10 protein-coding genes and 1 pseudogene are annotated in these 13792 nt (G+C 61.4%); 1 reads left to right on the top strand and 10 read right to left on the bottom strand.

What is annotated here, in order from left to right:
• Positions 1-156 precede the first annotated feature (156 nt).
• The 9 genes and pseudogenes from F6X40_RS39520 to norR form a co-directional block, all read right to left on the bottom strand.
• Positions 157-587 (bottom strand): annotated as a pseudogene (locus tag F6X40_RS39520) (substrate binding domain-containing protein); the annotation flags it as partial.
• 43 nt (positions 588-630) lie between these two features.
• A complete protein-coding gene (locus tag F6X40_RS39515; RefSeq protein ID WP_316251889.1) occupies positions 631-1965 on the bottom strand; it encodes an MFS transporter in 1335 nt (444 codons plus the stop codon).
• A gap of 12 nt (positions 1966-1977) precedes the next feature.
• Positions 1978-3597, bottom strand: coding sequence for a glycoside hydrolase family 43 protein (locus tag F6X40_RS39510; RefSeq protein ID WP_187631613.1), 1620 nt, complete (start codon positions 3595-3597; stop codon positions 1978-1980).
• A 180-nt stretch (positions 3598-3777) separates the two neighbouring features.
• Positions 3778-4596 (bottom strand): HpcH/HpaI aldolase/citrate lyase family protein, encoded by an 819-nt coding sequence (locus F6X40_RS39505; protein WP_187631612.1) that lies wholly within the window; start codon positions 4594-4596, stop codon positions 3778-3780.
• Complete coding sequence (locus F6X40_RS39500) at positions 4593-5981, bottom strand: MmgE/PrpD family protein (RefSeq protein ID WP_187631611.1); 1389 nt, start codon at positions 5979-5981, stop codon at positions 4593-4595. Before F6X40_RS39500 ends, F6X40_RS39505 begins: the two co-directional genes overlap by 4 nt.
• Positions 5982-5996: 15 nt before the next feature.
• Positions 5997-7175, bottom strand: coding sequence for a CaiB/BaiF CoA transferase family protein (locus F6X40_RS39495; RefSeq protein ID WP_187631610.1), 1179 nt, complete (start codon positions 7173-7175; stop codon positions 5997-5999).
• A gap of 16 nt (positions 7176-7191) precedes the next feature.
• A complete protein-coding gene (locus tag F6X40_RS39490; protein WP_090808501.1) occupies positions 7192-8355 on the bottom strand; it encodes an acyl-CoA dehydrogenase family protein in 1164 nt (387 codons plus the stop codon).
• Between the two features lie 18 nt (positions 8356-8373).
• Positions 8374-9216, bottom strand: a complete 843-nt coding sequence (locus tag F6X40_RS39485) for a MaoC family dehydratase N-terminal domain-containing protein (RefSeq protein ID WP_184074318.1) — start codon at positions 9214-9216, stop codon at positions 8374-8376.
• Between the two features lie 218 nt (positions 9217-9434).
• The gene (gene norR / locus F6X40_RS39480; RefSeq protein ID WP_184074320.1) at positions 9435-11030 is read right to left on the bottom strand and encodes a nitric oxide reductase transcriptional regulator NorR; all 1596 of its coding nucleotides are present in this window, start codon (positions 11028-11030) and stop codon (positions 9435-9437) included.
• A 138-nt stretch (positions 11031-11168) separates the two neighbouring features.
• On the opposite strand from norR, the gene hmpA reads away from it, so the two are divergent.
• Positions 11169-12350: an NO-inducible flavohemoprotein gene (hmpA, locus tag F6X40_RS39475; protein ID WP_184074322.1), complete on the top strand. Its 1182-nt coding sequence runs from the start codon at positions 11169-11171 to the stop codon at positions 12348-12350.
• A 133-nt stretch (positions 12351-12483) separates the two neighbouring features.
• Here hmpA and F6X40_RS39470 read toward each other — a convergent pair whose 3' ends face one another.
• The gene (locus tag F6X40_RS39470) at positions 12484-13527 is read right to left on the bottom strand and encodes a transporter (RefSeq protein WP_184074324.1); all 1044 of its coding nucleotides are present in this window, start codon (positions 13525-13527) and stop codon (positions 12484-12486) included.
• Positions 13528-13792: the final 265 nt, after the last annotated feature.

Genomic DNA, 13792 nt, shown 5'->3' with positions numbered 1-13792 from the left:
GTTCAGGAAAAGGCCTTCCGTCTTCTGAACGTCAACCCCGCCTGTACCCAGTAACCGCCCCGCCCAAGCGCGCATAACAGCGCGAAATCAACAGCTTATGTTAGTGGCCTGGTCAAAGTTCGGATTAATGCAAGCCGTTTGTGTAACGGCCGCTCGCTAGTGAGCGTTCGCCAACTCGACAACGAAGTCCAGAAAGGCACGCGTCTTCGCCGGCATGCGATGCCGTGACCGATAGCACGCGTAGAGGGGATAGTGCTCGTCAGCACAGTCGGGAAAGAGATTGATCAACCGCCCCTCTTTCCTGTCTCCGAATTACGGAATTCCAGGCATCGGTGGCTCGGGCCTTCGAGATCTTCCGGCTTTGCCGGCCGGCCCCGTCGCGCGATGTACGACGGCGCGGTGACCGTCACCACGGCCGTGTCGAGCAGCTTGCGTGCGACGAGAGTCGATGTCCTCGGCTCGCCGAACCGCAGCGCGAGGTCAAAGCCCTCGAGAACGAGATCGTCGAAATGGTCGCGCGCGATGAACTCGATTTCGAGTTCAGGATGCGCATCCATGAACTGATCGAGTCGTTGCCCAAAGCCGGTGACTGAGCCGGAATTATCGCCGGCTCAAGCCCCGTCGCGCCATTTATCCCGCTGTCCGGTTCTGCGCGGGCACTTCTGCGCCGGCGCTCCGCGTGACAGAGTCGCTGAGGTCCGTCCTCGTATTGATGAACCAGGCGGAAACCGAAGCCAACAAGAAGCAGCCGACGAAGAGGTGGAATACGACGTTGAAGTCGTCATTCGTCCTGGTCAGGATGTAACCGACGATCAGCGGGGAAAGAAATCCTGCCAGCTGACCCGCCGCATTGACAAAGCCGATTGCCGACCCGACGACCTTGTTCGGCAGCGCGACGTTCGGGATGGTGTAAAGCGAACAGCCGGCCATGGTTGAGAAGAAGTAGCCGATCGTCTGAAAGAACACCGCCGTTTCCGCGGTCTCCGCATGGGCCGTCAGATAGGCAAAGATGGCGGCCACGACGCAGCCGAGGACGACAAGCAATTCGCGACGATTGCGGAAGAACTTGTCGGAAAGAAAGCCCGTGATGCAATAGGCAATCGTGCCGACGAGAAATGGCACCGACGCCATCATGCCCATTCTGGCCGTCGAAAGGCCGCGCGCTTTCAGCAGATACGTCGGGAACCAGCTCATGATGCCCCACGAGGCGATGCTGAAAACGAACAAGGTGACGAAGCACCACCAGACCAGCGGCGTTTTCACCAAACCAGCAAAATCCGCTTTGCCGGCAGAGGCAGACAAAGACTTTTCGCTGGTACCGATTTCCTCCAATTCGATCTTCGAAACGTGCTTGCTGTCTTTCGGGCTGTTTCTGATATAGATCCAACCGAATACGGCCATCGCGACACCGGGTATGAACAGACTCGTGAAAATCGCGCGCCATCCCCACGCGGCCATCACGGCCGCCACGAACAGCGGCGCCAATGCGGGTCCCAGCGCATTAGTGGTCATCATCAGCCCGGTTGCCCGTCCCGCTTCGCGCTTTGGGAACCACGCCGACAGTGTCTTGAACGCGGCGGGAGGAAAGAGCGCTTCGCCGATGCCGAACGCGACCCGCACCACCAGCATCAAGCCGAGCGAATTGCACAGTCCGGTAAGCGCGGTGAAAATCGTCCACCAGGCGATGCCGATCGTCGTCATCAGCCGCGGACCGAATCTGTCTGCAAGCAGGCCAGCCGGGATCTGACATAGCGCGTAGCTAAAGAAGAACGCGCTCAGGATTCCACCCATTTCCATCGCGGACAGATGAAACTCGGACGCAATGAATGGAATAGCCGCTGCCATGATCATTCTGTCCATGTAACAGAGCAGATAGATTGCGAACAAAATAAGCAGCACGAGGTAGCGATGTCTCCAACGAAAGCGCATGAGATCTTCCTTATTATTAAATGACAGCGATGACACAAAATCCAAGCTTTAGCCGATCAATTGGCGGTACGAGAACGACTTGAAATCGGCAGGCTCGCGAAAGCCCAGCATGTCGTTGACGGTGATACCTGCGAATGCCCCCGTGAAGCCGATGGGGGTTGCATATTCATCGCTGAGTTTCGTGAAATCCTTTTCCAGTTCAAGGTCCTTCCAGTCACCGTGCGTCAAGCGATAGAAGAAGCGCAGTTTCGCGTCCACGACGCGAATCCGCAGGTCGATCCCGGTGGCCTCGGGCAGCGTCGCCAGTCGATTGCTGTAGGCGAAGCTGCCGGCATCCATTTCCATGTAGGACAGGATTTTTGTGCCGTCGTCGTCGCGCGTGACGAACAGATAGTAGAAGGTGTTCTCGTCGTAACGCGCCATGAGCCCAGCCATGTGCAGATATGACTTGGGTGAAAATTCCAGCGCGGTTTCGACTTCGAACTGCCAGTCTCGGATGCGACAGGCCAACAAGCTTTGATGGAACCGCGAAGTCGGCGACTCTTGCCCCCTTATCCGCAGATAGCCCGGACGTTCGTGAAGATTGCACCAGTCGTCGCCGATGGGGATGCGCAGACTCTGCAGTTCCAGGGGCAGCGCGGCACGTTGTCCGAAATCGATCGTCCAACTGCTGTCGAGCCTTTGCTCGATATCCGAGCCGATCGCAAAAGATTCGGCGGGAACCACTCCGCCACTGGCGAGGCCGGGCCAGTCGGCATGCCATTCGATAGGTGCGACACAGGTTTCACGGCCTAGCGGCGAGCGCTTCGTGTGCGCATCGATTGGTCTCGATCCGAGGTACGTCATGTACCACTGGCCGTTGGGACCCTCGACCAGATTGCCGTGGCCGGTCCGCTGAATCCGTCCATTCGCGTCGCGCGACGTGAGCATCGGCGTATCAGGATGAAGCTCGTATGGACCGAAAATGTCGCGGGACCTGGATACACACGTTGCATGTGTATAGCCTGTGCCTCCCTCCGCTGTGATCAGGTAGTACCAGTCTCCCTTCTTCAGCAAATGCGGAGCCTCGTAGATCTGACATTTCATGAAGTAATCGGTCTTCAGGTTGGCGCCTTTATAGATGACGTGCTCTTCGCCGATCAGCTTTTCCTCCTGCACCGAGTATTCTTGCAGAACGATTCCGACGAACAGGTCTTCGTAGATACCTCTGAAATCGCGCCGGATATAGGCGAGCCACTTTTTGCCGGATTCGTCGTGGAACAGGGATGGATCGTATCCACCGGACACGAGATGCACGGGCTCCGACCAGGGTCCGGTGATGTCCGGGGCGGTTACGAGGTAGTTGTGCATGTCACGAAGCGGGGAGATCTTCTGCTCGCCTTTCCATGCCTTGGTGTCGGTATAGACGAGCCAATAAAGACCGTCGTGATAGGAGAGGGCTGGCGCCCATATGCCTGCGGACGGCTGCTCTCCGATCAGATTCAATTGCGATAGCCTGTCGAGAGGCGTGGCCTTGAGTTCCCAGTTGACGAAATCTTTTGATTCGTAAATGAGAACGCCCGGATACCATTCAAACGTTGAAACCGCGATATACCACGCATCCTTGCCACGGCACACACAAGGATCCGGGTTGAAGCCGCGCAGAACTGGATTCTGAATAGTACTCATCGGGAGGGTATTGTTTGACGTGCTGAGAGGAACAGATCTTCTTTATCGACAACGTTGCGACACCGAAACTTTCCGTCGAAATGTGTTACCGATACCAATTTTACCTAGCATGTGACCTGCTAACTATTCAAGTGCGACGATGGGAATCCTGCTATGAAGGGGCGACGGAAAACCGCATTGTCAGAAGCTTTCGGAATCGCCCACAACCCTCCGCGCCCGCAGAATCACCGGCATATCGACCATCCTCCCATCCACGGCAACCGCGGCGCCATGGCTCGCCTCGACAGCCGCAAGCACCCGTTGCGCCCACTCCACCTCGGCGTCACTCCATGCATACGCGCGATGCACCGGCTCGATCTGCTTCGGATGAATGCAAAGCTTGCCGCCGAAACCGAACCGCCGGCCGCGCCGCGCATCAGCTTGCACCGCATCAGCATCGGTAATGGTCGTCGACACGCCATCCACCGGCGCACCAATGCCAGCCAGCCTCGACGCAAGCACGATCTGCGAGCGAAACAGATGCAACTCCTCGCCATCCCCATCGATGCCGAGATCGATCTGAAAATCCAGCGTACCGAAGACGATACGCAGCACGCGCGGCGCGCTGCACAACTCCGCAAGATTCGCGAACCCGCGCGCAGTCTCGACAATCGGCAGCACGCTCAACGCCGGATGCGCGCTGGCCAGCACCGCGTTGATCTGTTCGCGCGTCTCAGCCTTCGGCAGCACGATTCCGGCCACGCCGGTCTGCCCAACGAGCGCCGCAACTTCATCTGGAAACCATGGCGTATCCGAGCCATTGATACGCACCCAGGCGGCCCGCGATGCGTTAGCCGACACCGCGGCCACAACCGCCGCACGCGCCGGCACCTTCTGATCCGGCTGCACCGCGTCTTCCAGATCGAGAATCACCGCATCCGCGCCGGCCGCATAGGCCTTGTCAAACCGCTCAGGCCGATTCCCAGGCACGAACAGATACGACCGGGGCAATGCGCTCATGCCGCCACCATCGTGCGCGAAGTTGCATCGAATACCGAGCCAATCTGCTTCTCTTCGGCAATCTGCCATGCGCAGCGAAGCAGTTGCGCAGCCTCCTGTTCGCTAGCCGCACCCGAAAACGCCGCCAGCCGATGCAGCTTCGTCGCAATCTCGTCGCGCGACAAGGTATTGCCTGGATCGCCCTTCGGCTCATCGACACGCCCATCGAACACGCGGCCGTCGGTCGTCGTCACCGTGACCTTGCCGATCCAGCGTGCGGGATAGGCGGCGTCGACTTCAGCGTCGAGCGCCATTGTGACCTTGTCGCGAAACGCGGCGATCTCGCTCGCGTCGAAACCCTGCTCGAATTCGGTCACGCCGGCATAGCCGTGATGCGCGACCAGCCCAAGCACTGTGCCCATGTTGAACTTCGCCTGATGTACGCTGCGCGGCGCGACCACGGGACCGAGCACATCGATCGCGCCTTGATGCACGTGCGCGACGACCTTCGCGATGTCGCGCGGCGCGAAACGATGCATCTGCACGACGGCGAGCAGCGCATCGGCGGCCGGATGCGTATGGCGGCACGCCGCGTGATACTTGAACGATGTCTCCGCGGTCGCCCAGCGGCTGCCAAGCCGATCGACGAGGCGCGCCGGATCGGCGTCGCTCGACATGCCGGCGGCCATGCCCTGGGCGCCTTCGAGAATGTGCGTCGCGCCCTTGAAGCCGTCGGCGGCGAGTTGCGCGGCCATCAGGCCGTTCGCGGCGGCCATCGCGGTGTGCAGTTGCTTCGAGTCGGCGGCGTCGCGCAGAAATTCCCATAGGCCGCTCGCCTGCGTGCCCGCCGAGCCGAACGCATCGAGCATTTGGGACGGCAACAAACCCAGCAAGCGTCCTGCCGTTGCCGCTGCCGCGACCGTGCCGACCGTGCCCGTAGTGTGAAACACCTTGTAGTGCGAGCGCCCGAGAAATTCGCCGATGCGAATGCCGACCTCGTATCCCGCCACCGCCGCCGCGATGAAGTCGCGCCCCGAGGCTCGCTTTGCCTGTGCCAACGCGAGCGCAACCGGAAACACCACGGTCGCCGGATGAAACACCGAGCCATTGTGCACATCGTCCTGTTCGGCGAAATGCGATGCCGCGCCGTTGATCATTGCGGCGAAATACGGCGTGGTGCGACCGCGGTCGATCAGCACCTCGCAGAGGCCCTCGTTCGTCGCCCCGGCTGCCGCGCGTGCGAACCGCGCGATCGTCTCGACCGGGCGCGCACCCTTGCCGGCCAGCGCCGAGCCGAGCCAATCGACGTACAGGTTGACGGTACGCTCGACGACCTCGTGCGGGATGCGGTCGAAGTCGAGTTGCGCCGCGAAAGTAGCAAGCGTGAGACTGGGATTGTCGTTCATGGGGTCGTTACCGAATCAGATCGTGCCCGCCGCGCGCAGCGCGTCGATACGCCCATTGTCGTAGCCAAGCTCACGCAGAATTGCTTCCGTATGTTGACCAAGCGTGGGCACAGGGTCCATTCGCGGCTCGAGGTCGGAAGGCAGACCGGGCGGCCGCAATGCGGGTATCGTCCCCGTTGCCGTGCCGACTTCCTGCCAGCGCTCGCGCGCCTTCAGTTGCGGATGCGCCCACACATCGGCGAGCGTATTCATCTGCGCGTTCGCGATGCCTGCCTCATCGAGTCGATCGATCACGTGCGCCGCGCTCTGCTTCGCGAACGCCGCGACGATCACCTCGCGCAGGGCGTCGCGCGCCGCAGTACGTTTCGAGTTCGATGCAAAGCGTTCGTCGGTTGCCAGTTCAGGCTGTTCGAGCACGCGCTCGCAGAACAGCTTCCATTCGCGTTCGTTCTGCAGGCCAAGCATGACCGTCTTGCCGTCGCCAGCGGGAAACGGGCCATAAGGATAGATCGTTGCATGCGCGGCGCCCGCAAGCGCGGGCTGCGACTGACCGTCGATCGCGTAGTAGAGCGGATAACCCATCCACTCGACCATGCTCTCGAGCATCGATACATCGATGCGGCAACCGCGCCCTGTGCGTCCACGCTCCAACAGCGCGCTCAGGATGTTCGAATACGCGTACATGCCCGCCGCGATATCGGCGATCGAACAGCCCGCTTTCGCTGGCGAGCCGGGCGAACCGGTGATCGACAGGAAGCCGGACTCGCTTTGAATCAGCAGGTCGTACGCCTTCTTGTCGCGATACGGACCGTCCGCGCCGTAGCCGGAAATATCGCAGACGATCAACTTCGGATACTTGTGGCTCAATGTGTCGTAGCCAAGGCCAAGCCGTTCGGCCGCGCCTGGCGCGAGGTTCTGCACGAGCACGTCGGCATCGGCAACCAACGCATCGAGAATCTCGGCCGCCGCGGGCTGCTTCAGGTCGAGCGAAAGACTCTCCTTCGAGCGATTGGTCCACACGAAGTGCGACGACAGCCCATGCACACGTTCGTCATAGCCGCGCGCGAAATCGCCGACGCCGGGCCGTTCGATCTTGATCACGCGCGCCCCGAGATCGGCCAGTTGACGCGTGCAGAACGGCGCGGCAATCGCGTGTTCGAGCGTGATGACCTTGATACCGTCGAGTGGTCTCATGATGTCCGCCGGCGGGTCAGAACGAACGCGGCAGCCCGAGGATATGCTCGGCCACGTACGAGAGAATCAGATTGGTCGATATCGGCGCGACTTGATACAGACGCGTTTCACGAAACTTGCGCTCGACGTCGTACTCGCACGCGAAGCCGAAGCCGCCGTGAAATTGCAGGCACGCATTGGCCGCTTCCCACGACGCATCCGCCGCGAGCAGCTTCGCCATATTCGCCTGCGCACCGCACGGTTGATGTGCGTCGAAACGACGTGCCGCTTCGAAGCGCATCAGGCTCGCCGCCTCGACGTTGATGAACGAGCGCGCGATCGGAAACTGCACGCCCTGGTTCTGTCCGATCGGCCGGCCGAACACGACGCGCTCCTTCGCGTATTCGGTGACTTTATCGACAAACCAGTAACCGTCACCGATGCATTCCGCGGCGATCAGCGTGCGCTCCGCGTTCAGGCCATCGAGAATGTATTTGAAGCCTTGCCCTTCCTCGCCGATCAGATTCTCGGCCGGAATTTCGAGGTTGTCGAAAAAGAGCTCGTTGGTCTCGTGATTGACCATGTTCAGAATCGGCTGCACGGTCAGGCCATGACCGATCGCCTCGCGCAGATCGACGATGAAGATCGACATGCCCTCTGATTTCCTCTTTACGTCCGCGAGCGAAGTGGTGCGTGCGAGCAGAATCATCAGGTCCGAGTGTTGCACGCGCGAGATCCACACCTTCTGACCGTTGATCACGTAACGGTCACCGCGCCGCTCTGCGGTCGTCTTGATCTTCGTCGTATCGGTGCCGGTGGTCGGCTCGGTCACGCCCATCGATTGCAAACGCAGGTCGCCGTTCGCGATCTTCGGCAGATACCTGCGCTTCTGTTCTTCCGAACCGTGCCGCAGCAGCGTGCCCATGTTGTACATCTGCCCGTGGCACGCGCCCGAGTTGCCGCCCGCGCGATTGATCTCCTCCATGATCACCGACGCTTCCGTGAGCCCGAGCCCCGAGCCGCCGAAGTCCTGCGGAATCAGCGCGGCGAGCCAGCCGGCCTTCGTCAGCGCGTCGACGAACTCTTCCGGATAGCCGCGCGCCTCGTCGATCTTGCGAAAGTACTCGCCGGAAAACTGCTGACACAGATCGCGCACGGCCTCGCGAATGTCCTGGAACGAATCGTGTTGCGTGGTTTGCATAGTCGAGTCTCGCGGAATTCAGGCGAGCGCGGCGGTCGCGCGCATGGTCAGATAACCTTCGTGGTCCTTCGCCCACAGGTCGATGGTCTTGCCGTCGGCGGCGGGCTTGCCGCATACCGTGAACGGCTGGTCCGCGAACGTGGGGCGAAGCGCGCGAAACGCGAAGCTTTGCAGTGTCGCTTGCGGCAGTTCTCGGCGCACGAGATCGACCAGCAGCGTCGCGATCAGCGGGCCATGCACGACGAGGCCCGGATAGCCTTCGACCTGCGTGACATAAGGATGGTCGTAGTGAATGCGATGGCCGTTGAAAGTCAGCGCCGAGTAGCGCAACAGCATCACGGCATCGGCGTCGATCGTGCGGCGCCATGTTTCGTCTTCGGGCGCGGGCGCCGGCTGTTGCGGCCGCGCGCCCTCCTGCGGCGCGTCGCGATAGACGATGTCGTGCTCCTCTTCGAGCTTCAACTCGCCATCGACTTCGATCGTATGTTGCACGGTGACGAACACGAGGCGGCCCGAGCGGCCGGTCTTGTCCTCGATATTGGCGATCGTCGACGTGCGCCGCGCATGCTCGCCGATCTTCAGCGGCGCATGAAACGTGAGCCGGCCGCCAGCCCACATGCGGCGCGGCAGTGGCACGGGCGGCAGAAAATCGCCACGCTTCGGATGTCCGTCGGGGCCGACTTCGGAGAGCGGCGCAACCGGCAGAAAGTACAGCCAGTGCCACAACGGCGGTACGGTGTTACCGCTTTCCTCGCGATCGAGCGTGGCGGCAAGCGCCTTCAATGGAAACGCGGTGATGTCGTCTTCGGCCACCGCCTGCTTGTTGAGCCAATCGTCGAGTTTCTCTGGGGCAGCGGACATGACGGAGTCTCCAGATTCAGTGTGATGGTCCTCGTTAGGGCCCACTATGACCGACGCGCTGCGTTCCGCGAAGTTCGATTTTCCGAAGCGGGCCTTTGTTTTTCGTTAAGACGTTGAGCCCAGCGAGCGGCGCTGACGATCTGTTGTCAGCGCGATCGGCGATTCGATGTGGCTTGACCTTAGTGCCGGGCCGCGACGGCACCCCTGCGCCTGTTCGCTCATTTGAGCCCGAGCCGTTTAGCCAGCCGATTCAGATTCGCCCGGTCCAGCCCCAGCTCGCGCGCGACCGCGGCCCAGTTCTGCCTGTTGCGGATCAGCGCTTCGAGAACGAGATTGCGTTCGAACTCGGTGACCGCGCTGCGAAAGTCTTTCGTCTCGCTTTCCTCGCTCTGCGTGGCGATTTGATTGGCTTCATGATCTTGTGCGTCCGACAACGCGAAGTCCGCGGCCGTCAACGTCAGAATACGGCGGCGCTCACGATTGGCCGCCAACGCCTTCAGCGCGCTGCGTCCGATCAGATGCTCCAGTTCGCGCACATTGCCGGGCCATGAGTAGTGCAGCAATGCGGCCTGTGCGTCAGCCGCAAGACGCAGGCTCAGCAAACCGAGCCGGGAGCGATTGTCTTCGAGGAAGAAGCCCGCCAGCAGTAGCACGTCGCGGCCACGCTCGCGCAACGGCGACACGCGCAGCGGATACACGCTGAGGCGATGATAGAGGTCGGCGCGAAAGCGGCCCGCGCGCAATTCTTCGGCGAGGTCGCGATTGGTTGCGGCGATGAGCCGCACGTCGACTCTATGTTCGTGGTCCGAGCCGATGCGCTGCAACTGGCCGTTCTGCAGCACGCGCAACAGCTTTGCCTGCACCGCGAGGGGCAACTCACCGACTTCGTCGAGGAAAATGGTGCCGCCGTCCGCGAGTTCGAACTTGCCGCGTCGATCCGCCGAGGCTCCCGAAAACGCGCCGCGCACGTGCCCGAACAGTTCGCTCTCGACGAGCGTATCGGGCAACGCCGCGCAGTTCAGGCTGATCAGCGGCTTGTTCGCGCGCGGCGACAGCGCGTGGATCGCATTGGCGACAAGTTCCTTGCCGACGCCGGTCTCGCCGGTGACGAGCACGGTCAGATCGCTGGCGGCCACCACCTCGATCTCCTTGATCATGCGGCGATGCGCGTCGCTGCTGCCGATCAGCTCGCGCCGGCTCTCGCTGCTCGCCAGCCGATACGCTTCCGCGCGGCGCTGCGCCTCCTCGCCATTGCGCGCCAACGCGTCGATGCGTTCGACGACGCTCACGGTCGCGGCCGCGAGGCCGAGAAACGCCTGCAGCGAAGCCATGTCGAGTGTGTCGAAGCGCGCCGGGTCGAGTGCGTCGAGCGTGAGCAAGCCCCAAGGCTCGCCGCGGATGAACAGCGGGCACCCCAGACAGTCGTGCACTTCGAGGTGCCCGGGCGCCATGCCTTGCACGAGGCCATCGTAGGGATCGGGCAAATCGGAGTCGGCGGCGAAGCGCGTCGGCCCTGGCTGGGCCAGCAGCTCCTGAAAGCGCGGATGCTCGGCGACGCGAAAACGCCGCCCGAGCGTATCGCTGCTCAAGCCGTCGATGGCGAGCGGCACCAGCGTATCGCCTTCGAGGCGTAGCAGAGCGGCCGCGTCGCCCGGAAATAGCGAGCGCAGCGCGCTGAGCAGCCGCCGATAACGCTCGCGCTCGGACAGCTCGCGCGACAGGTCGAGAATCAGCGGGGTAAGAACATCGAGGACCGCCCCTGTAGTCAGATCGACTGCGGATTGAGTCTTTTCGACTAGGGTCGAATGAACCATCTCAATTGCCAGATCGTTGATCTAAATGCATTTTATACCTGGCACGAATCGTGGATAGCAGAGGCAGTCTGCCGAAACCGGCTGTGACATTCGCTGATAGGCAGACGCTCACCCAGACTCTCACCAGGACTTAAAAACATGCTATCCGCCGAACACCGCGCCATCATCAAAGCAACCGTGCCGCTCCTGGAAAGCGGCGGCGAGGCGCTCACCACGCACTTCTACAATCTGATGCTCAGCGAGCATCCGGAAGTGCGCCCGATGTTCAATCAAGCCAATCAGGCAAGCGGCGCGCAACCGCGCGCGTTGGCCAACGGCGTGCTGATGTATGCGCGCCATATCGATCAGCTCGAGCAGTTGGGCGGGCTAGTCGCGCAGATCATCAACAAGCACGTGTCGCTGAACGTGCAGCCTGAGCACTATCCGATCGTCGGCAAGTGTCTGCTGCGCGCGATTCGCGAGGTACTCGGCGCGGACGTCGCAACCGCCGCCGTGATCGAAGCGTGGGCCGCCGCGTATCAACAACTCGCCGATCTTCTGATCGGCCTCGAAGAGAAGATCTACGCCGAAAGCGCAGCAGCGCCCGGCGGTTGGCGCGGCACGCGGTTGTTCCGCGTCGCGCGCAAAATGCGTGAAAGCGACGAGATCACGTCGTTCTATCTGCGTCCCGATGACGGCGGCGAATTGCTCGCGTTTCAGCCGGGTCAGTACATTGGCGTGCGTCTGGTGATCGACGGCGAAGAAGTGCGTCGCAACTATTCGCTGTCCGCAATGAGCGATGGCCGCGAATATCGCATCAGCGTGAAGCGTGAACCGAATGGCACCGTGTCGAAGTATCTGCACGAGCAGATCAAGGAAAGCGACTCGCTCGAGCTGTTCGCGCCGTCCGGCGAATTTACGCTGCAACCTGGCGACAAGCCGTTGGTGCTGATCAGCGGCGGTGTTGGCATTACGCCGACGATGGCGATGCTGGAGGCCGCGCTGAAGACCAATCGTACGGTGCATTTCATTCACGCGGCCCGTCATGGTGGCGTGCACGCATTCCGCGGCGCAATCGATGCATTGGCCGCACGCCATCCGCAACTGAAGCGCTTCTATTGCTACGAGGAGCGCCGTGATGGCGATGCCGAAGCGCACGCGGTCGGTTACGTCGACGAAGCGAATCTGAAGAAGTGGTTGCCGGAAACGCGCGATGTCGACGTGTATTTCCTCGGGCCCGTCGCGTTCATGAAGGCGATCAAGAAAGGGCTGAAGGCGATCGGCGTGCCGGAATCGCAGAGCCGTTATGAGTTCTTTGGTCCGGCTGCCGCGCTCGGATAACGCACTCGAGTAATCGACGAGTACTTGCCCTCTTTGAATCGCTGCGAAGCGTATTCGAAGACGGGCATGTTCGGGCTTCGATCACGCCGGCGAGTTTGGCCTCGTAAAAAGCGGGCCAAATCTGCCGCGCCTTCTAGCGCTCCCTCCTGCGGCGAAACGCCCACCAGCCCGTCAGCCCGGTAAAGCCGGCGACCAGCACCACCATCAGCCAGAAGCCATGCTTGTTCTCGGCGAGCGGAATACCACCGACGTTCATGCCGAAGAAACCGGCGACGATATTGATCGGCATCACCAGCACCGTGACTAGCGTCAGCGTAAATAGCGTCCGGTTGTTCTGCTCCTCGAGGCGCGAGGTGATTTCTTCCTGCAGCAATCTGACCCGCTCGATCAATCCCGCTACGTCCGAAAGCACGACCGAGAACTCCTCCGTCGATTCACGCAGATCTTGCACGTCTTCCGCATGAAGCCAGCGAGGCGGCCTCGCCAGCAAGCGGAAAATCGCGCCCGGTTCGGGTGCCAGCATGCGTTGCAGGCGTGTCAGCGTGCGACGCATCGCGCCGAGGTCCAGGCGGTTTTGCGTCTGCCGTTGCGACAGAAAGCGATCCTCGATTCGATCGACGTCGGCACTGGTTCGGCGGACGATCTGCACGAGCAGGTCGGCCTGGTCGCGCATCAGATGAACTAGCAGTTCGGCAGGTGACCTGAATATTTCACCTTCGCGCACCGACGCGCGCAAACGGTCGACCGAGCGCAGCGGCTTCAGCCGCGCCGTCACGATGAGCCGCTTATGTGCGTAGATCCACAGCGTCGCGATTTCTGACGGGATGAATTCGAGGTTAAACATGACGTCGTTGACGACCGCGCGCAGTGCGCCGTCCGCATGCTCGATCCGCGTCGAATGCGAGCCTTCGCGCAAGGCGTCGAAAAAGGTTTCGGGCAGATCGAGTTGCGTGCGCATCCAGCGCTCGCTCGCGCTATGCGCGAGATTGAAGTGAAGCCATAGAAACTCGCCAGCGTCCGTCGCGCTAGTGCCGGCATCGTCCTCGCGCTCGCGGTACCAGTCGATGACTTCGTCCGCGTCGATCGGCCGCCCGGCGAGCGTCGGCGAAAACCGGAAACCGCAGACCATACCCGACGAATCCGCGCCGTAGGTTTGCATTGCCAGATCTGATTTCATAGGTCGTTCGATGCCAGCGCCTCCGAAAGGAATACGTGAGCATAGCGCGAACAATTGAAAGAGAGTTGACGCGCGCACTTTCCGGCGTCGTATTGTCGAATTGCGGCGGCTGGATTGTCTCCGAAACGTCATCTCTGCCGATGACGGCCGCGTAAACGCAGAAACCCCACCGCGGCGGGTGGGGTTTCTGACTGGGGGGAGCCTGACGATTACCTACTTTCACACGGGCAATCCGCACTATCATCGGCGTGGAGTCGTTTCACGG

The sequence above is a fragment of the Paraburkholderia sp. UCT31 genome (genome assembly GCF_014397655.1).
GTDB lineage: Bacteria > Pseudomonadota > Gammaproteobacteria > Burkholderiales > Burkholderiaceae > Paraburkholderia > Paraburkholderia tuberum.
Note: the sequence above shows the minus strand (reverse complement) of the source record. Positions and strands in the feature narration are given on the sequence as shown.

Bases quoted from the DNA above. Each gene is read 5' to 3' on its own strand.
- F6X40_RS39510 (WP_187631613.1), bottom strand. From the start codon at position 3,597: ATGAGTACTATTCAGAATCCAGTTCTGCGCGGCTTCAACCCGGATCCT.
- F6X40_RS39505 (WP_187631612.1), bottom strand. From the start codon at position 4,596: ATGAGCGCATTGCCCCGGTCGTATCTGTTCGTGCCTGGGAATCGGCCT.
- F6X40_RS39500 (WP_187631611.1), bottom strand. From the start codon at position 5,981: ATGAACGACAATCCCAGTCTCACGCTTGCTACTTTCGCGGCGCAACTC.
- F6X40_RS39495 (WP_187631610.1), bottom strand. From the start codon at position 7,175: ATGAGACCACTCGACGGTATCAAGGTCATCACGCTCGAACACGCGATT.
- F6X40_RS39490 (WP_090808501.1), bottom strand. From the start codon at position 8,355: ATGCAAACCACGCAACACGATTCGTTCCAGGACATTCGCGAGGCCGTG.
- F6X40_RS39485 (WP_184074318.1), bottom strand. From the start codon at position 9,216: ATGTCCGCTGCCCCAGAGAAACTCGACGATTGGCTCAACAAGCAGGCG.
- norR (WP_184074320.1), bottom strand. From the start codon at position 11,030: ATGGTTCATTCGACCCTAGTCGAAAAGACTCAATCCGCAGTCGATCTG.
- hmpA (WP_184074322.1), top strand. From the start codon at position 11,169: ATGCTATCCGCCGAACACCGCGCCATCATCAAAGCAACCGTGCCGCTC.
- F6X40_RS39470 (WP_184074324.1), bottom strand. From the start codon at position 13,527: ATGAAATCAGATCTGGCAATGCAAACCTACGGCGCGGATTCGTCGGGT.